Genomic DNA, 18,547 nt, shown 5'->3' on the forward strand with positions numbered 1-18,547 from the left:
CGCCTGGGGACGCAGCGAAAGCGTTTGTTAACCAAGTTCGTTGATTCAGGATTAACCCAAACGTGGTTACTCGTGGATCAACGAAATCCCTTAATTCTCAGGAGAGGGCGAATGCGCCGTATCGCAGCCATCACTCGCAATCCGATCGCCGTGGCGCTCGTCGCTTCGCTCGCGATCGCGGGTTGCGCTTCCAAGAAGAACAACGTGCCCAACAGCGCCGCGGAACTCGGTCTCGGCGGTGCCGGCGGGGCCGGCGCTGCCACGCCGGGTTCGTCGCAGGACTTCACCGTGAATGTCGGCGATCGCATTTTCTTCGACACCGACTCGTCCGCGATCCGTGCCGACGCGCAGCAGACTCTGTCGCGCCAGGCCCAGTGGCTGCAGCAGTATCCGAGCTACGCCATCACTGTTGAGGGTCATGCGGACGAACGCGGCACACGCGAATACAACTTAGCGCTCGGCGCGCGCCGCGCTGCCGCAACCCGCGACTTCCTCGCATCCCGCGGCGTACCGGCCAATCGCATCCGCACCCTGTCCTATGGCAAGGAGCGTCCGGTGGCCGTGTGTGACGACATTTCCTGCTGGTCGCAGAACCGCCGCGCTGTCACTGTTCTGGGCGGCGCCGGCAGCTGATCGACATGTTCTAACTGGATCAACGGGAGGCGGCTGCAGGGCCGCCTTTCCTGTTTTTGGAAGAGGATTTCGGCGTCAAACAAACTTTGGCCGAAAACAGCACTTGTAGCTAATCTCAACAGGCAAGCCGTCGCGAAAGCGCGGCCTCGAAGAATGAGGATGAAGTGACGGGAAAAAGCGTGAAAAGAACCCTGACCCGATGCCTGCTTGCCGCAGGCCTGACCCTGCCCGCCGCATTGGCCGTGACACCTGCCTCGGCGACAAAGCTCCCTGCAACGGGCGAAACCCAGCTGGAGCAGGTGGCAATGCTTGGCGGCGTGTTCGGGCGACCGGCGCAAGCATCGCGTCCCTCGCAGCCGGATGTGCAGTATGTTCAGCTCGGCGATCCGCGCGTTACCGCTCTTGAAGAGCAGGTGCGGACGCTGAACGGAAAGCTTGAGGAGTTGAACTTCCTGATCCTGCAAATGCAGGAGCAACTGCGCAAACAGCAGGAAGACAACGAGTTCCGCTTCCAGGAACTGGAAGGGGGCGCCAAGCCAGCGGGCGAAAAGCGGACGGAGGCGACGCCAACAGCGCCTCCCGCGTCGCAATCGGCCGGCGCTGCCGCATCCGTCGCGCCGAGCCGGGAAAGCGCCGCAACCAGCGGTGGTGCCGTACCACCCTCGACCGGCAGTAGTGCGCAAGCCAGCGCACAAGCGCCCGGCGCCCAGCCACCTCAGGCCGGATTGCCGCAGAACTTGGGATCGATCCGCTTCGATGCCAACGGCAACCTGATCGGCGGAACGACCTCGGAAGAACCGGTGGATCTTCTCAGCGGCACCGTGGGGTCGCCCGCCGGGCAGGACACGACGACGGTTGCAGCGCTGCCGTCGACGGACGATCCGGAAGAGCTTTATCGCAATTCTTATGAGTTCATCCTGTCGGGTGACTACAAGACGGCCGAAGCGGGTTTCCGCAGCTATATCGAGCGCTTCCCGGATGCCGCGCGCGTTCCGGACGCCAATTTCTGGCTCGGAGAAGCTCTCGCCAGCCAAAATCGTCACCGCGACGCTGCAGAAGTCTTCCTGTCGGCCAGCCGGGAATATCCGGAAGCGAAAAAGGCAGCCGACACGCTTTTGAAGCTCGGAATGAGCCTCAACGCGCTGAAGCAGCGTGAAGTCGCCTGTGCCACCTTCCGCGAAGTGGGGCAGCGCTACCCCTCTGCATCTGACGCCCTCAAGGAGCGCGTTCGCCAGGAAATCGCGACCAACGGTTGCTGACGGCCGCTGACGAGGCGCCCTGCGCCAGCAAGCTTTTTCGAGCGCTGGACCCCACCCGACACCACGCCATGGTCGTGGCAGTCTCCGGTGGCAGTGACTCCACGGCCCTTCTTCTTCTTCTCCACGATCATCTGCAGCGGCACGGCTGCCTGTCCAAGCTCCTGGCCGTCACCGTCGACCACAAGCTACGCACCGAGGCTGCGGATGAAGCGCGCGCTGTTGCTGCGCGCTGCGCCCGGCTCGGGATCTGCCACCGCACCATGACCTGGCTCGAGCTGAAGCCGGCCACCGGCGTTGCGGCCGCAGCGCGAGCGGAACGCTACCGGTTGCTGCTTCAAGCGACCGAAGAAGCGGGCGCCGACCTTCTTTTCACGGGCCACACCGCAGACGACCAGGCAGAAACGGTCGCCATGCGCGCGCAGCGGGGAAGCGGGATCGGATTGGCCGGCATGGCACCTGCAACGTTGGTGCAGCGCAGGGTCTGGCTTTGGAGGCCGATGCTCGATGTCACCCGAGCCGAACTGCGCGCCTTCTTGTCGCATCGGGGCGAAGGCTGGATCGAAGACCCAAGCAACACCAACCCCGCCAGCGAACGCGTGCGGGTACGATCATTGCTCGACGACCAAAGCCGCAGACGCTGGGTCTCGGAAAGTAAAGGAGCAGCCGCACGACGGCGGGAGCTTGCCCTTCGTGCAGCCGATCTGATCGCAGCGACGATCCGCGTTCAGGACTCGGCTGTCGTGGTTGCGCCGGATCTTTTCGGTGATGTCAATCGAGACGCAGCCGTGCATACGCTTCGCTTCTTGTTGCAGCTGATCGGGGGCAACCCGCATCTTCCGGACGAGCAGCGCACACGTGCTTTGCTGGTCCAGCTCAATGATCGAGGGCAGAGCACAAGCCTCGCCCGCTGCGTTCTTACCCATCGGCGCGACGGGATTCTCATCCGGCGCGAACAACGGGGAAGCGCAGAACCGGCACCGGCGGCGATCACGCTTTTGCGAGAATCGCTGGTTCAGCGACCGGTCACGTCCGCTTTCGACCTGCCTTTGATCGCGGCTTTCGCACTTCTTGCCGGAGCGCCTGAATTGCCGCCGTTGCCCTTCCGCGAAGGGGATGCGCCGATCCCTTAACCGATCGTGCGCGATCTTCTTGGCAAGGGGAAAGGGTCCACCTATGTTAAGGACAATATCCAGCGCCTGCACCACCATCGGTGCCGGATCGGAATGGGGCGAGACGAGGCCAACGGGCCGGAAAGGCGGTCCGCTGCGGCGGCTCCGACAGGACACAGAATGAATCCGAATTATCGCAATCTCGCTCTTTGGGCGATCATCGCCGTCCTCCTGATTGCACTGTTCAACTTGTTCCAAACGCCACAACAGCGCGGCGCTTCGCGCGAGATCGCCTATTCCGAGTTCCTGCAGGAGCTTGAAGCCGGGCGGGTGAAAAGCGTCACGATCGCGGGAGAGCGGATCACCGGCACCTATGGCGACAATGCCGCAGGCTTCCAGACCTATTCGCCTGGCGACGCCAACCTCGTGCAAAGGCTTGAGGACCGGGACGTTGCAATCACCGCACGTCCGGAAACCGATGGCCAGAACTCGTTGTTCGGGTACCTGATCTCCTGGCTGCCGATGATCCTGATCCTCGGCGTCTGGATCTTCTTTATGCGCCAGATGCAGTCCGGCTCGGGCCGCGCGATGGGCTTTGGCAAGTCCAAGGCCAAGCTTTTGACAGAAGCGCATGGCCGCGTGACTTTTGCCGACGTGGCCGGTGTGGACGAAGCCAAGCAGGACCTCGAAGAAATCGTTGAATTCCTGCGTGATCCGCAGAAGTTCCAGCGCCTTGGCGGCAAGATCCCGCGCGGCGTGCTGCTTGTGGGCCCTCCCGGCACCGGCAAGACGCTGACGGCGCGCGCCGTGGCGGGCGAAGCCAACGTACCGTTCTTCACGATTTCAGGTTCCGACTTCGTGGAAATGTTCGTTGGCGTGGGTGCGAGCCGCGTGCGCGACATGTTCGAGCAGGCCAAGAAGAACGCGCCCTGCATCATCTTCATCGACGAAATTGACGCGGTTGGCCGTCATCGCGGCGCCGGCCTTGGCGGCGGCAACGACGAGCGCGAACAGACGCTCAACCAGCTGCTCGTCGAAATGGACGGCTTTGAGGCCAATGAAGGCGTGATCCTGATTGCGGCCACCAACCGTCCGGATGTGCTCGACCCCGCGCTGCTGCGTCCGGGCCGCTTCGACCGCCAGGTGGTTGTGCCTAACCCGGACATCGTTGGCCGCGAAAAGATCCTCAAGGTGCATGTGCGCAACGTGCCGCTTGCTCCCAATGTCGACCTCAAGATCCTGGCCCGCGGCACGCCCGGTTTCTCCGGCGCCGACCTGATGAACCTCGTCAACGAAGCCGCCCTTATGGCTGCGCGCCGCAACAAGCGCCTCGTCACCATGGCGGAGTTCGAAGACGCCAAGGACAAGATCATGATGGGCGCCGAGCGGCGTTCCAACGCGATGACGCAGGCGGAAAAGGAACTGACGGCCTACCATGAAGCGGGCCATGCCGTTACCGCACTCCACGTGCCGGCTGCCGATCCGCTGCACAAGGCAACCATCATTCCCCGCGGCCGCGCGCTCGGCATGGTGATGCAGTTGCCCGAAGGCGACCGGTATTCCATGAGCTACAAGTGGATGACCTCGCGGCTCGTGATCATGATGGGCGGGCGCGTTGCCGAGGAACTGAAGTTCGGCAAGGAAAACATCACCTCGGGTGCTTCGTCCGATATCGACCAGGCAACGAAGTTGGCGCGCGCCATGGTCACGCGCTGGGGCTTCTCCGACAAGCTCGGCCATGTAGCCTATGGCGAGAACCAGGAAGAAGTGTTCCTTGGTCATTCGGTGGCGCGAACGCAGAACGTTTCGGAAGAAACGGCCCAGCTGATCGATGCGGAAGTCCGCCGCCTGATCGACGAGGCCTATACAGAAGCAACGCGCATCCTGACCGAGAACAACAAGGAATGGATCGCCATCGCGGAAGGCCTGCTCGAATACGAGACGCTGACGGGCGAGGAGATCAAGCAACTCATGGCCGGCGAAAAGCCATCCCGCGATCTCGGCGACGACACGCCGCCGTCGCGCGGTTCGGCGGTGCCGAAGGCCGGATCTGCGCCCGGGCGCAACAAAAAAGGCGAGGAGCCCGATGGGCCTATGGAGCCCCAGCCGCAGGGCTGAGCTCGCTCGTCACAAACCCAGCATCAACGCCGCGGCCTTTGTCGCGGCGTTTTCGTTTGGCGCTCGTGTTTTCCGGCAGTGGCTCGCAGAAACACCTCGGCTCCGGGGCGCGGCTCCCCTTCGCAAGCTCAGAAAGCAGTAACACCTGCTCATATAAAGTGATGTTTCTTGGATGAGGTTCTGTGGCAGACCAGCGCCACGACGCAACTCTTTGCGGGGCGAGCAAGCAGTATGAGCAGGAAGTACTTCGGTACCGACGGGATCCGCGGAACAGCCAACCAGTTTCCGATGACAGTGGAAGTGGCGATGAAGGTCGGCATGGCCGCCGGCATGTGCTTCCAGCGCGGCAAGCACCGCCATCGGGTGGTGATCGGCAAGGACACCCGCTTGTCCGGCTATATGATCGAAAATGCGCTGGTGGCGGGTTTCACCGCCGCGGGTCTGGATGTCTTTCTTCTCGGCCCGGTGCCCACGCCGGCTGTTGCCATGTTGGCGCGGTCGCTTCGCGCGGATCTCGGCGTAATGATCTCGGCTTCGCACAACCCTTACTACGACAATGGCATCAAGCTGTTCGGCCCCGATGGCTACAAGCTTTCCGATGAGCTTGAAGCGCGCATCGAGGCAATGCTCGACCAGGAAGCGCCGCTTTCGGTCGCCGAGCCGGATGATATCGGCCGCGCCAAACGCATCGACGGCGTACATGACCGTTACGTCGAGTTCGCCAAGCGCACGTTGCCGCGCTCCATGTCCTTGTCGGGCCTGCGTGTCGTGATCGACTGTGCCAACGGCGCTGCCTACAAGGTCGCCCCCGCCGCCCTTTGGGAACTCGGCGCCGAGGTGATTGCCATCCACAACGAGCCGAATGGCTTCAACGTCAACAAGGATTGCGGCTCGACGCACCCGCTCAGCCTGTCCAAGAAGGTGCATGAAGTGCGTGCCGATATCGGCATTGCGCTTGATGGCGATGCCGATCGCATGATCATCGTGGATGAGAACGGCACGCTTATTGATGGCGACCAGATCATGGCGCTGATCGCCGAAAGCTGGCAGCAAAGCGAACGTCTGGCAGGTGGCGGGCTTGTGGCGACCGTCATGTCCAATCTCGGGCTCGAGCGCTTCCTGTCGGACAAGGGCCTGTCCCTGCACCGCACGAAAGTGGGCGACCGCTATGTCGTGGAGCACATGCGCGCCCACGGCTTCAACGTCGGTGGCGAGCAATCCGGGCATATCGTGCTGTCCGATTTTTCCACCACCGGTGACGGTCTTGTCGCAGCCCTCCAGGTGATGGCGTGCATCAAGCGGGAAAACAGGCCGGCTTCCGAGGTGTGTTCCAAGTTCGAGCCTGTGCCGCAGGTGCTGAAGAATGTCCGTTATTCCGGCGGCCGGCCGCTGGAAACGCCGCCCGTGCAGCGGATGATCGAAGATGCTCGCCAGCGCCTGGGCGCCGGCGGCCGACTGGTGATCCGTCCCTCGGGAACAGAGCCCCTGATTCGCGTCATGGCTGAAGCGGACGACCGCGGCCTGGTGGAAACCGTGGTGCGCGAGATCGTTGAAGTCATTGCAGATCAGCGCAACGCTGCCTGAGATCAACCTCGCGTCACCATTCAAAGCAGGTCGCTTCGGCGGCCTGTTTTTTTACGTCGCTGGAACTGCGTGGTTAAAGAAGACGGTTAAGTCGCATTTAACCAATCCAGTCCAATGTCGCTTGAGAGTTCATCAAGCGCCGAGTCGTTCGGCATGTGTTCAGGGGTATGATGATGTTCGACTTCCGCACGCCGCTTCTTGGCGCATTCCTGGCGGGCAGCCTTGCGGCACCGGCCTTTGCAGCTGATCTTTACGAGCCGCCGGTGGAAACACCACCTGCGATCGAATACCGTGAAGTTTCCACTGGCGGCTGGTATATCCGCGGTGACGTCGATTACAGCAAGCTGAAGTTCCGCGGCGCGGATTATACCGTCGTATCCACCACCACCGATTGCTGCGGCGAGGTGATCGGCGCGCGCCTGGTTGACGGAAACAAGCTCGATGGCAAGTTGCGCAACTCTTTCAGCTTCGGCGGTGGTATCGGCTACAAGATCAACCACTATCTGCGCACCGATTTCACGGTCGATTATCAGAGCAAGTCGAAGTTCCGCGGCCGCACCGAAGGCTGTGATGGCTTCTGCACCTCCACCGACCTTACCGACATGACGGCTCTTTCGCTTCTGGCGAATGCCTATGTCGATCTTGGCACCTGGCATGGCCTGACGCCCTATATCGGCGGTGGTCTCGGTGGTGCGCATGTGAAGTGGAACACGCTGCGCAACACTGCCTGCTACTCGGACGGCGCTTGCGATGCGACCTTGTCTCACGAGGGTCACGACGATTGGCGCTTCGCTTATTCCGCGGCGGCAGGCGTATCCTACGCCTTCACGCACAACCTGGCCCTCGATGTCGGGTACCGCTACACACGCGTGACCGGCGGGCGCATGTTCGGTGGCGATGATGCGGAGGGCGGTCCTTACACGGGCCACGGCCGCGACAACGGCATCGACTTCCATTCCGTCAAGGCAGGTCTGCGCTACTCCTTTGGCAGCACGCCCAAGGCCGAGCCGGCCTTCTATGAGCCACTGCCTGTCTACAAATAAGCAGACGGCCCCTTTGATAACAAAACGCCCGGGCCAGCCGGGCGTTTTGCGTTCAAAGACAGAGGCAAAGTTGTCCGCAACATGCTTAGCAAGTCGTTGCACTTAACGTCGATTTAACCAGTTTCCTTAAGAATGGCGGTATGAAGAAGCGCGGTTCACCCAAGCGCGCTGGGGATCGGGGATAGATCATGCTTCCAACTCGCTTGTTGCTCGCCGCAGGCTTCATGTTTGCTTCCGTTGCCGCTCAGGCAGCCGACTACGATCCGCCGATCGTGATCGACGACATCCAGGAAGTCGTTCCGGTCGAAGTCGGATCCGGCTGGTACCTTCGCGGCGATGTCGGCTACACATTCTCCAGCCGCTACAAGAACTACGAGCGCACCGGCTACGTCCCCGATTTCGAAATCGGCGAGGACAACACCTCGTTGTTCGGCGGCGCAGGTTTTGGCTACAACATCACCGACTACCTCCGCGTCGATCTGACCGGCGGATTCCTTCGTCGTGAAAAGGCCTGGGGAGAGAACATCGACCCCTTCGATGCTGCCTTCAGCGCCCGCTCGGAAATCGAAACGTCCATGGCTTATGGCATGGTCACGGGCTACATCGATCTCGGAACATTTGCCGGGTTCACCCCCTATGTTGGTGCCGGCGCGGGCATGGTCTACACGCATTCCAAGGGCTACGGCGACATCCGCGTGCCGGACAACGAAGCCTATTTCGGCGACTTCAAGCGCGACGATTTCGGCTTCGCCTATACGCTCAACGCGGGCATGGCCTACAGCCTCACGCAGAACCTGTCGCTGGATGTCGGCTACCAGTATTTCAACGCTCCGAAGGCTGACTACTTCTCCTTCGAGAAGCCGGGTCTTTACGGGCAAGGCCTCGATTTCCACCAGGTCAAGGTCGGCCTGCGTTACGACCTCTGGTAAGCACAGCTTTCCATTCGCACGACAAAACGGCGGGCTCAGGCCCGTCGTTTTCGTTTCAGGTTCTGTTTGCGACGCAGCCTTTCTTCTTGACGGCAGCCGATTGCATCCATAAACGCGTTCGTGGGCCACGCCTCCCCAACGAGGTGCTGACTATCTGGAAGGATAGACCACGATGACGACTCTGACGAAGCCGGCAGTGCGCCCGGCAAATCCCCAATTCTCGTCCGGACCTTGCGCCAAACGACCGGGATGGTCGTTGGAGGCCTTGAGTGATGCCGCGCTCGGCCGCTCGCACCGCGCCAAGATCGGCAAATCCAAACTCCAGGAAGCAATCGACCTCACCCGTGAGGTGTTGCAGGTGCCGGCGGACTACCGCATCGGCATCGTCCCGGCGTCCGACACGGGCGCCGTGGAAATTGCGCTGTGGTCGCTGCTCGGCGCGCGCGGCGTCGATGTGCTCGCCTGGGAAAGCTTCGGTGCCGGCTGGGTTACCGATGTGGTCAAGCAACTCAAGCTGCCCGACGTGCGCACCATCGACGCGCCTTATGGTGCGCTGCCTGATCTCGCTCAGGTCGATTTCAACCGCGACGTCGTGTTCACCTGGAACGGTACGACGTCTGGGGTGCGCGTGCCCAACGCCGACTTCATTCCAGCTGACCGCGAGGGTCTGACGATCTGCGACGCGACCTCAGCTGCTTTTGCGCAGCGCCTCGACTTCGCCAAGCTCGATGTTGTCACCTTCTCCTGGCAGAAGGTTCTGGGCGGCGAGGGCGGCCATGGCATGCTGATCCTCAGCCCGCGCGCGGTGGAGCGCCTGGAAAGCTACAAGCCGGCCTGGCCTTTGCCCAAGATCTTCCGGCTGACTTCGGGCGGCAAGCTGATCGAGGGCATCTTCAAGGGCGAGACCATCAATACGCCGTCCATGCTGTGCGTCGAAGACTATCTCGATGCCCTGCGGTGGGCGAAGTCGGTGGGCGGCCTTGATGGATTGGTCGCCCGCGCAGACGCGAATTTCGCCGCCCTGGATCGCTTTGTTCAAGACGGCGACTGGCTCGGTCATCTTGCGGTGGCGCCGAATACCCGCTCGAACACCTCCGTGTGCCTGACCATCACCGACCCGCAGGTCGAAGCGCTGGACACAGATGGCCAAGCTGCCTTTGCCAAGGGCATGGTTTCAGCGCTCGAGAGGGAAGGTGTCGCGCTCGACATCGGCGCTTACCGCGATGCCCCTTCTGGCTTGCGCATCTGGTGCGGCGCGACGGTAGAAACAGCCGATATCGAGGCGCTTTTGCCTTGGCTCGACTGGGCCTTTGCCGGGCAAAAGGCGCAGCTCAAGGCCGCGGCCTGAGGCGGGACAACGCGTCGTGGCTGTTTCGGCAAAGACGCGAAGCTTTCTGGCAGACACGTTGGCGCTGGTGATCTTCTTCACCATCACCAGCGGCCTCAACGAGCGCTTCGTGGCAGGTCTGAACTGGAGCGAAGTTGCGACGGCGCGCGCGATTGGGGCGCCCTTGATGGTGCTGACGGCCAGACCCTACGGGATCTGGCGCGAATGGCTCCTGTGCAAGATCAATCCGTCTTCCCGCTTTGCCACGATTGCTGCCGACGGTCTTGCGCTGCTGGTTTTCCAGGTGCCGATCTATGTCGCGATCATCATGGCAGGCGGTGCGAGGGGATCGTCCGTGATCTCGGGTGCTCTTGGCTTCGCAGCGCTGATGATCGTTCTTGGACGGCCATACGGCGTGTGGCTGGAATTCGTGCGGCACCGCTTCGGTCTCGAGGGACAGGGGCAGAAGCCGATGTCGCTTGGCGGCTGAAGCCGCTCGCCAGAAAGGCCCTGACGGCCTTCTGTTTCTTATTCAACTCGGTGGCGCCAGCCACGTATCGAACAGGATGGTTTTCATGCCGCGCGTACTCGTTTCCGACAAGCTTTCCCCAACCGCCGTGCAGATCTTCAAGGACCGCGGCGTGGACGTCGATTACCTGCCGGATCTCGGCAAGGACAAGGAGAAACTCCTGTCCGTGATCGACCAGTATGATGGCCTCGCCATCCGGTCTGCCACGAAGGTCACCGAAAAGCTGATCGCTGCCGCAACCAATCTCAAGGTGATCGGGCGTGCGGGGATCGGTGTCGACAATGTCGACATTCCGGCCGCCAGCCGGAAGGGCATCATCGTGATGAACACGCCCTTCGGCAACTCCATCACCACGGCCGAGCACGCTGTGGCCTTGATGTTTGCAATGGCGCGCGAGTTGCCGGAAGCGAATGCATCGACCAAGGCCGGCAAGTGGGAAAAAAACCGCTTCATGGGCGTGGAGATCACCGGCAAGACACTGGGCGTGATTGGCTGCGGCAACATCGGCTCGATCGTCGCGACGCGTGGCGTCGGCTTGAAGATGCATGTGATCGCGTTTGATCCTTTCCTTTCGGAACAGCGCGCTGCCGAACTTGGCGTGGAAAAGGTCGAGCTGGACGAACTCCTCCAGCGCTCGGACTTCATCACGCTGCACACGCCGATGACCGACAAGACAAAGGGCATCATCAACGCCGAAGCCTTTGCCAAGATGAAGACGGGTGTGCGCATCATCAACTGCGCGCGCGGTGGCTTGATCGTCGAGGCCGATCTCGTCGAAGCGCTGAAGAGCGGCAAGGTGGCGGGCGCCGCCGTTGACGTGTTCGAAATCGAGCCGGCAACCGACAGCCCGCTTTTCGGGCTGGAAAACGTGGTCGCGACGCCGCATCTCGGCGCCTCCACCTCGGAAGCCCAGGAGAATGTCGCGCTGCAGGTGGCCGAGCAGATGGCCGATTATCTGATCAAGGGCGCGGTTTCCAACGCGATCAACATGCCCTCGATCACGGCCGAGGAAGCGCCGCGCTTGAAGCCGTTCGTGAAGCTCGCGGAAGTGCTCGGCGCCTTTGTTGGACAGGTCACCGAGGAGCCGATCACGGAAGTCGAGATCCTGTTCGATGGATCAACAGCAACCATGAACACGCGCGCGCTGATCTCGGCCGCCCTGGCCGGGCTGATCCGGCCGCAGGTAGCGGACGTCAACATGGTATCCGCGCCGATCATGGTGAAGGAGCGCGGCATCATCGTTTCGGAGGTCAAGCGCGACAAGTCGGGCGTGTTTGACGGCTACATCAAACTAACGGTGAAAACCGAAAAGATGACGCGCTCGATCGCCGGCACCTGCTTCTCGGACGGCAAGCCGCGCTTCATCCAGATCAAGGGCATCAACCTTGATGCCGAAGTAGGGCAGCACATGCTCTACACCACAAATGCTGACGCGCCCGGCATCATCGGCCTGCTGGGCACCGTGTGCGGCAAGAATGACGTCAACATCGCGAACTTCCAACTCGGCCGCAATCGTCCCGGCGGCGATGCCATCGCGCTGCTTTATCTCGATGCACCATTCCCCGAACCGGTGCTGCGCGAAGTTAACGAGCACCCGGCCATCCAGTCAGCAAAGCGTCTGCAGTTCGACATAGCATGAGGGTGCGGGGCTCGTCAGTCCAAGGGATTGACGAGCCGTTCTATATGCCGACGAAGTGCTTGATGTTTCGGTGACCATCACCCGCGAGCCGTCAGGCTCCAGCCGGCGCGCGGCGTTCCGCGAGATAGATGCCGCCCAAGACCATGACCAGGGCCACGGCATGGTAAGGCTGGAAGGCTTCGCCCAGTAGGACGATCGACAGCAAGGTGCCGAAGATCGGCACCAGGTTGATGAAAAGACCCGCGCGGTTGGCGCCGATCAGTTCGACCCCTCGCACATACGATACCTGCGCGATCAGCGATGGAAACAGTCCTGCAAAAGCGAGAACAGCCCATCCGGTTGGTGTCGGAACCATGGAATGGTTTGTCCAAGCCTCGATCACAGCGAAGGGCAGGGAGGTTAGGAAGCCGCTGGCGGTGACGGCCAGCATGAAGGTTTGCCAGTGAAGCGCAGGGCGGAAGCGCAACGCTACCGTGTAGCTCCCATAGAGCATGATGCCGAACACCATGATGGCGTCGCCGATGTTCAGGTCTAGCTCTCCAAGCCGGGCAAACTCGCCATGCGTAACGGTGACAATGACGCCGGTGATGGAGATCACGAAGCCAATGATCTGGCCGGCGGACACGCGCATGCGGAAAAACAAGAAATTGGCCGCGAACACGATCAGAGGCATCGAAGCCTGTTCGATCGATGCATTGATCACGCTGGTGAAGGTCACCGCCACATAAAGCGAGATGCCGAAACCAGTCATGCCGGCGGCGCCAAGCCCAAAAAGCAGCGGCGCGTTCGCCTTCATCACCGGCCACTCGTTTTGCAACCGCTTGCGCGCGAGAAGCGCCAGCACAACAGCCGCGATCAGCCAGCGCAGCGTGTTGAGAAGCATCGGGGAAATGTTGCCGACAGCGAACTTGCCCGCGACTGCGTTTCCTGCCCAAAGCAGCATGGTGAAGACGAGCAGCAGGTAGGCAGTGCGTTTCATGGAGGTTCCGAATCTGGCGGAACCGTCCGCTAGAAGCTTGCCACCTGCGAGTAAACCCTCGCGCCGCGTCAAATGTTGGTCCAGAACTGAAGCGCCAGCGCAAAATGGGTCGCGTCAAAGGCGCGCGATGGCTATAGACACAGCGATTCCGCTCGCGTTCGACCAAGGAAAGAGTGTCATGGCCAATGTTGTTGTCGTCGGTTCGCAGTGGGGCGACGAAGGCAAAGGCAAGATCGTTGACTGGCTGTCGGAGCGTGCCGACGTCGTCGTGCGGTTCCAGGGCGGCCACAATGCTGGCCATACGCTTGTTGTGGACGGCAAGGTCTACAAGCTTTCGCTGCTTCCGTCCGGCGTTGTGCGTCCCGATACCTTGTCCGTGATCGGAAACGGCGTGGTGTTCGACCCGCATGCCTTTGTCACGGAACTTGAACGCATTCGCGCGCTGGGGGTGGAGATCGGGCCGGATCGGCTGAAGATCGCCGAAAACACCCCGCTGATTTTGTCCGTGCATCGGGAACTCGATGGATTCCGCGAGGACGCTGCATCCAGCACGGGTACCAAGATTGGCACGACACGCCGCGGGATCGGCCCGGCCTACGAGGATAAGGTGGGTCGTCGCGCCATCCGCCTCATGGACCTTGCCGACCAGGAAACGCTGCCGGGCAAGCTCGAGCGCCTGCTGACGCACCACAACGCACTGCGCCGAGGTTTGGGCCACCCGGAAGTGGTGCATGAGGTGCTTCTGGAAGAAGTGACTTCCGTCGCCGCCCAGATCCTTCCTTATATGGACCGCGTCTGGAAGATCCTCGATGACAAGCGCCGCGCAGGCGAGCGAATCCTTTTCGAGGGCGCGCAAGGCACGCTGCTCGACATCGATCACGGCACTTACCCGTTCGTCACCTCGTCCAACGTGGTGGCAGGCCAGGCGGCAGCGGGCTCGGGGGTTGGTCCGAACGCGATCAACTATGTTTTGGGGATCACGAAAGCCTACACGACTCGCGTCGGCGAAGGCCCATTCCCAACAGAGCAGGACAACGAGGTCGGCCAGTTCCTTGGGGAGCGCGGCCATGAATTCGGCACAGTTACCGGGCGTAAACGGCGGTGTGGATGGTTCGACGCTGTTCTTGTTCGCCAGGCCGTGGCCGTGAACGGGATCCGCGGCATCGCGCTGACCAAGCTCGATGTCCTCGACGGACTGGACGAAATCAAGGTCTGCACAGGCTACCAGCTGGATGGCGAGGACATCGACTATCTGCCGGCAAGCCAGGGGGCGCAGGCGCGGGTGGTGCCGGTTTACAAGGTGCTGGAAGGCTGGAAGGGTACCACAAAGGGTGCGCGGAGCTGGAACGACCTGCCTGCCCAGGCCGTGAAATATGTCCGCTACATCGAGGAATTGATCGGCGCGCCGGTGGCGCTGCTGTCAACAAGCCCCGAACGAGACGATACGATCCTTGTGACCGACCCGTTTCAAGACTAATTTTCAATGCCCGGCCGGCTCAACTGATTTGCCCCAGGGGGCGCACGTACAGCAGGAACCAAGACCCGAATGGCCGATTTCGTCGCCGTCCTTAAGAAAACAGTCGAGGGGCTGAGCGAAAACACGCCGGAAGTTCGTGCGAGGGTCTACAACAAGGCCAGGGCGACGATCCAAGCCAAGCTCGCGGCTCTGTCGCCTCCGCTCCCGGACGGTGTGGCAGAGCGGCAGCGGCAGGCTCTGGAAGACGCCATCCGGGTGGTTGAACAAGCCTATGAGCCTCCGGTCGAGCCAGAGCTCGACGAACTCGACAACTTCTTCGGCAACTACGCTTCCGAACCCGATGCGGCACCTGCCAGCGATCCCCAGGCGGGCTTCGAGCCAACGCGCGGTTCTCTGCCGCGCGTGGATCCTTTCGCCTTGCCGGAGCAGGATCAGGCTCGTTACCCCAAAGCTGAGGGGGATCATCAGGTCGGTGACGACGCCGCTGAGAACGACGCGGTGGAAGCGGACGAGATCCGGTTCGAGCGCATTGCAGCACCCGTTTCGCCGCAAACCGCGCCGCGGCGTCGCTTGTCGAACGGGCTGATTGCGGCCGTTCTTGCGCTTGTGGTTCTCGGCGGCGGTGCCTACGCCCTTTGGCTCAACCAGGACGCCTTTACCGCGCTTCTCGGGCAAACCACCACGGCCGAAGACGGCATCGTCCGGCCCGCGGATGTCGCTGAAGGCACCGATATTCCCGATGATGCGGCCGTTAACGGCGAAGAAGGGGACGCAGCCGAGATCGCATCCGGCGACAACAGCCAGCCGCTGACGGAAGGCACGGAGGAGCAGGATGTCGCTGCCGCCGACCCGCAGGGCTTGGTGGAGGATGTGCCGCCTGCCGACGACGCCCCGTCACAAGACGACGCTGCCAAAGAACCGGACGCGACAACCGATCCGGCCGGAGAACCGATCCGCAAATACACGCAGCGCCTCCAGCCCGATGGTACAGAAGTCGACGCCGGTCCAGCGAATGGCGGCGTTTCCATCGGCGAGGGCACATCGGTCGCCGAATTGACCCAACTTGCGCAAGCTGAACAGCCGGCCGCACCGGCAAATCCCGCTCCCGCCGGCGCGCCTGCGCCTAGTGCGCCCGCGGGAGAGTCGGTCGCCGTCGGCCAGCGCGCAATTTTTTACCAGGAGCGCACTGCCACAGCCGCGGCTTCGGCCGACAGCGGCAGCCTTGTTTGGTCCGTGGTTCAGGAGTCGCCGGGCGGTGACGCGCCGCCAGAGCCGGCGATCCGTGCGGAAGTGATGATCCCAGCCAAGGACCTGCAACTGCGCATGACGATTCGTCGCAACGCGGATCCGACTTTGCCCGCCAGCCACATCATGGAAATGATCTTCCTGACCCCGGAGGGGTTCGAAGGAGGCGGCATCGAGAATGTAGTTCGCGTTGCGCTGAAGGACACGGAGCAGTCGACGGGCAGTCCGCTGCTCGGCATCCCCGCGCGTATTGCCGACGGCTTCTTTCTTGTGGCGCTGAGCGACTCGCCCGCCGAGGTACAGGCCAACATGACGTTGCTGCGGCGACAGGACTGGATCGATATTCCGCTGATCTACAAGTCGGGCCGGCGCGCCTTGATCACTCTAGAAAAGGGCATTCCGGGCGGACGCGTTTTTGAAGAAGTGATGCGGGCGTGGCCGAACACCACGGCGGGCTAGATCTTCCGCTCTGTCCAACGCAAAAAGCCCGCCTATCATCAGGCGGGCTTTTCTTGTTAAAGCGACTTGGACGTCGTCAGGCCGGTTCAGCTTCGATGGTGCGCAGCGCCTGCGCCTGCCGACGTGCGGCCTGCTGCACCGCATCTTGGACCTTTTCGAAAGCGCGCACTTCGATCTGGCGCACGCGCTCACGGCTGATGTCGAATTCGGACGACAGTTCTTCCAGCGTCATCGGGTCTTCCGACAAGCGACGTGCCTCGAAAATGCGCCGCTCACGGTCGTTGAGAACGGACAAAGCGCCGCTCAGCATTCCGCGACGGTTGTCGAGTTCGTCCTGCTCGATCAACATCGTTTCGGCATTGTCGCTGTCGTCGACCAGCCAATCCTGCCACTCGCCGCCTTCACCCTCGCTGGCGCGAATAGGTGCGTTCAGCGAAGCGTCGCCGGACAGGCGCCGGTTCATCGACACGACTTCTTCTTCCGACACGTTCAAGCGGGTGGCGATCTCGGCCACCTGATCGGGACGCAGATCGCCATCATCCAGAGCCTGGATCTTTCCCTTCGCCTTGCGAAGGTTGAAGAACAAGCGCTTCTGATTGGCCGTGGTCCCCATCTTCACGAGGCTCCAGGAACGCAGGATATATTCCTGAATGGACGCCTTGATCCACCACATGGCATAGGTGGCCAAGCGGAAGCCGCGTTCCGGCTCGAACTTCTTGACGGCCTGCATGAGGCCGACATTGCCTTCGGAAATCACTTCGCCGATGGGCAGGCCATAGCCGCGATAGCCCATCGCGATCTTCGCGACGAGGCGGAGGTGACTGGTGACGAGCTTATGGGCAGCCTGCGTGTCCTCATGCTCGAGATACCGCTTGGCGAGCATGTACTCTTCCTGCGGCTGCAGCATGGGAAAGCGGCGAATTTCTTCCAGGTAGCGGGACAAGCCGCCTTCACCGGAAACGATGCTCGGTAATGTTTGGGCCATGAAAGCACCCTCCTTCTTCACCGGCCTCCATGATGGCAGGCCGGACGGACCTACTTTCGTCCGGCCCGACACACATCCTTATACAGGAACAAACCGGGAAATTACACTCATTTCGTGGCGGGCGACGCAGCGTCACCAACGTGTGAACGATCGGGAGCAGCGGTCTACAAAGCGCGGAAGCCTTGGAGGAGTTCGGCAAAGTCCGCAGGGAGTTCCGCCTTAAAGGCCATCTGCTCGCCAGTTGCCGGGTGCCGAAAACCCAACAGTCGGGCATGCAACGCCTGCCGCGGCAGTTTAACGACCTGATCTCGAAGCGGTTCCGGCAGACGGTTGGCCTTCGTGCGAAAGCCTCCGCCGTAGTCCGGATCCCCGATCACGGGATGGCCGATATGGGCCATATGAACGCGGATCTGATGGGTGCGGCCTGTTTCGAGTGTGCATTCCACCACGGAGGCGACCGGTTCCGCACTTGCTCCGAATGTTTCCAGCACGCGGTAGTGGGTCACCGCATGCCGCGCGTCGTCTCGGGTTTCCGGTACCACGGCACGACGAACGCGGTCTGACGCGCGGCCGAGGGCCGCCTCGATCGTGCCCGATGCCCGAGCCGGCGCGCCCCAGACGAGGGCAAGGTAGGCGCGCTCGAGATCGCCGCTGCGGCCGTGGTCGGCGAAGGCATCGGAGAGGGCGCGATGAGCCGCATCCGTTTTGGCCGCCACCATGACACCGCTGGTGTCCTTGTCGAGCCGATGCACAATGCCCGGCCGTTTTACCCCGCCGATGCCTGAAAGGCTTTCGCCGCACCGGTGGATCAGGGCGTTCACCAGCGTTCCGGTCCAGTTGCCCGCGCCGGGGTGCACAACGAGCCCCGCGGGCTTGTTGATCACGATCAGGTGCTCATCTTCAAACAGGACGTCCAGCGGGATGTCTTCGCCCTTCAGCTCCCCATCCTGAGCGGGCGGCACATTGAGCACCACTTCCGCACCCGTCCACAGCTTGCGCTTCTGGTCGAGCACCACCTGGTCATCCAGGCGCACGGCACCGCCCTTGATCAGCGCTTGCACGCGGCTGCGCGAATAGTCCGGCGCGAGCTTGGCTGAAAGCCATTGATCGAGCCGCATCCTGTTGCCGGCTTCCTCCACGCTGAGGGCAAGGCTGTTTTCCTCATCATCCGTTCCGGCGACTTTCCATGACGGGTCGGCTTCGCTATGGGGACCGTTCATCGTGGTACGGAT

At 62.0% G+C, this 18,547-nt stretch carries 15 protein-coding genes; 12 read left to right on the forward strand and 3 right to left on the reverse strand.

Annotated elements, in window-relative coordinates; all coding sequences use genetic code 11:
- Positions 1–111 precede the first annotated feature (111 nt).
- The 10 genes from pal to serA all read left to right on the forward strand — a co-directional run bounded on the left by pal (position 112) and on the right by serA (position 12,170).
- Entirely contained in the window at positions 112–633 is a 522-nt protein-coding gene (gene pal / locus J5Y06_RS05535; protein ID WP_209334035.1) for a peptidoglycan-associated lipoprotein Pal, read from the forward strand.
- A 179-nt stretch (positions 634–812) separates the two neighbouring features.
- Positions 813–1,892, forward strand: a complete 1,080-nt coding sequence (ybgF, locus tag J5Y06_RS05540) for a tol-pal system protein YbgF (protein ID WP_342453370.1) — start codon at positions 813–815, stop codon at positions 1,890–1,892.
- Complete coding sequence (gene tilS / locus J5Y06_RS05545) at positions 1,886–3,022, forward strand: tRNA lysidine(34) synthetase TilS (protein WP_209334036.1); 1,137 nt, start codon at positions 1,886–1,888, stop codon at positions 3,020–3,022. The genes ybgF and tilS overlap by 7 nt, the downstream gene beginning before the upstream one ends.
- Positions 3,023–3,181: 159 nt before the next feature.
- A complete protein-coding gene (gene ftsH, locus J5Y06_RS05550; RefSeq protein WP_209334037.1) occupies positions 3,182–5,119 on the forward strand; it encodes an ATP-dependent zinc metalloprotease FtsH in 1,938 nt (645 codons plus the stop codon).
- Between the two features lie 231 nt (positions 5,120–5,350).
- A complete protein-coding gene (gene glmM, locus J5Y06_RS05555; RefSeq protein WP_209334038.1) occupies positions 5,351–6,703 on the forward strand; it encodes a phosphoglucosamine mutase in 1,353 nt (450 codons plus the stop codon).
- Between the two features lie 167 nt (positions 6,704–6,870).
- Positions 6,871–7,746, forward strand: a complete 876-nt coding sequence (locus J5Y06_RS05560; protein ID WP_245247570.1) for an outer membrane protein — start codon at positions 6,871–6,873, stop codon at positions 7,744–7,746.
- A gap of 188 nt (positions 7,747–7,934) precedes the next feature.
- Complete coding sequence (locus J5Y06_RS05565; RefSeq protein ID WP_245247571.1) at positions 7,935–8,675, forward strand: outer membrane protein; 741 nt, start codon at positions 7,935–7,937, stop codon at positions 8,673–8,675.
- 172 nt (positions 8,676–8,847) lie between these two features.
- Positions 8,848–10,023: a phosphoserine transaminase gene (locus J5Y06_RS05570; RefSeq protein WP_209334039.1), complete on the forward strand. Its 1,176-nt coding sequence runs from the start codon at positions 8,848–8,850 to the stop codon at positions 10,021–10,023.
- 16 nt (positions 10,024–10,039) lie between these two features.
- On the forward strand, positions 10,040–10,492 hold the full coding sequence (gene alaE / locus J5Y06_RS05575) for an L-alanine exporter AlaE (protein WP_209334040.1): 453 nt from the start codon (positions 10,040–10,042) through the stop codon (positions 10,490–10,492).
- 85 nt (positions 10,493–10,577) lie between these two features.
- Positions 10,578–12,170 (forward strand): phosphoglycerate dehydrogenase, encoded by a 1,593-nt coding sequence (gene serA, locus J5Y06_RS05580; RefSeq protein WP_209334041.1) that lies wholly within the window; start codon positions 10,578–10,580, stop codon positions 12,168–12,170.
- Between the two features lie 91 nt (positions 12,171–12,261).
- Here the strand turns inward: serA and J5Y06_RS05585 are convergent, their stop codons facing one another.
- Positions 12,262–13,149 carry a DMT family transporter gene (locus J5Y06_RS05585; protein ID WP_209334042.1) on the reverse strand — a complete coding sequence of 296 codons (888 nt, stop codon included), beginning with the start codon at positions 13,147–13,149 and terminating at the stop codon, positions 12,262–12,264.
- A gap of 178 nt (positions 13,150–13,327) precedes the next feature.
- Between J5Y06_RS05585 and J5Y06_RS05590 the strand changes: the two genes are divergently transcribed.
- Together J5Y06_RS05590 and J5Y06_RS05595 are read left to right on the forward strand one after the other, a co-directional pair.
- Positions 13,328–14,626 (forward strand): adenylosuccinate synthase, encoded by a 1,299-nt coding sequence (locus J5Y06_RS05590; RefSeq protein ID WP_209334043.1) that lies wholly within the window; start codon positions 13,328–13,330, stop codon positions 14,624–14,626.
- A 69-nt stretch (positions 14,627–14,695) separates the two neighbouring features.
- On the forward strand, positions 14,696–16,330 hold the full coding sequence (locus tag J5Y06_RS05595; protein ID WP_209334044.1) for a hypothetical protein: 1,635 nt from the start codon (positions 14,696–14,698) through the stop codon (positions 16,328–16,330).
- A gap of 76 nt (positions 16,331–16,406) precedes the next feature.
- Here J5Y06_RS05595 and rpoH read toward each other — a convergent pair whose 3' ends face one another.
- Positions 16,407–17,315, reverse strand: coding sequence for an RNA polymerase sigma factor RpoH (gene rpoH, locus J5Y06_RS05600; RefSeq protein ID WP_209334045.1), 909 nt, complete (start codon positions 17,313–17,315; stop codon positions 16,407–16,409).
- A gap of 164 nt (positions 17,316–17,479) precedes the next feature.
- Positions 17,480–18,535 carry an RluA family pseudouridine synthase gene (locus tag J5Y06_RS05605; protein WP_385930676.1) on the reverse strand — a complete coding sequence of 352 codons (1,056 nt, stop codon included), beginning with the start codon at positions 18,533–18,535 and terminating at the stop codon, positions 17,480–17,482.
- Positions 18,536–18,547 lie beyond the last annotated feature (12 nt).

The organism is Tianweitania sediminis, assembly GCF_017813335.1.
Lineage (GTDB): Bacteria > Pseudomonadota > Alphaproteobacteria > Rhizobiales > Rhizobiaceae > Tianweitania > Tianweitania sediminis.

Excerpts from the sequence above, each read along its gene's own strand:
- pal (WP_209334035.1), top strand. The coding sequence starts at position 112 with ATGCGCCGTATCGCAGCCATCACTCGCAATCCGATCGCCGTGGCGCTC.
- glmM (WP_209334038.1), top strand. The coding sequence starts at position 5,351 with ATGAGCAGGAAGTACTTCGGTACCGACGGGATCCGCGGAACAGCCAAC.
- J5Y06_RS05565 (WP_245247571.1), top strand. The coding sequence starts at position 7,935 with ATGCTTCCAACTCGCTTGTTGCTCGCCGCAGGCTTCATGTTTGCTTCC.
- J5Y06_RS05570 (WP_209334039.1), top strand. The coding sequence starts at position 8,848 with ATGACGACTCTGACGAAGCCGGCAGTGCGCCCGGCAAATCCCCAATTC.
- J5Y06_RS05590 (WP_209334043.1), top strand. The coding sequence starts at position 13,328 with ATGGCCAATGTTGTTGTCGTCGGTTCGCAGTGGGGCGACGAAGGCAAA.
- J5Y06_RS05585 (WP_209334042.1), bottom strand. The coding sequence starts at position 13,149 with ATGAAACGCACTGCCTACCTGCTGCTCGTCTTCACCATGCTGCTTTGG.
- ftsH (WP_209334037.1), top strand. The coding sequence starts at position 3,182 with ATGAATCCGAATTATCGCAATCTCGCTCTTTGGGCGATCATCGCCGTC.
- J5Y06_RS05560 (WP_245247570.1), top strand. The coding sequence starts at position 6,871 with ATGATGATGTTCGACTTCCGCACGCCGCTTCTTGGCGCATTCCTGGCG.
- J5Y06_RS05605 (WP_385930676.1), bottom strand. The coding sequence starts at position 18,535 with ATGAACGGTCCCCATAGCGAAGCCGACCCGTCATGGAAAGTCGCCGGA.
- rpoH (WP_209334045.1), bottom strand. The coding sequence starts at position 17,315 with ATGGCCCAAACATTACCGAGCATCGTTTCCGGTGAAGGCGGCTTGTCC.
- J5Y06_RS05595 (WP_209334044.1), top strand. The coding sequence starts at position 14,696 with ATGGCCGATTTCGTCGCCGTCCTTAAGAAAACAGTCGAGGGGCTGAGC.
- serA (WP_209334041.1), top strand. The coding sequence starts at position 10,578 with ATGCCGCGCGTACTCGTTTCCGACAAGCTTTCCCCAACCGCCGTGCAG.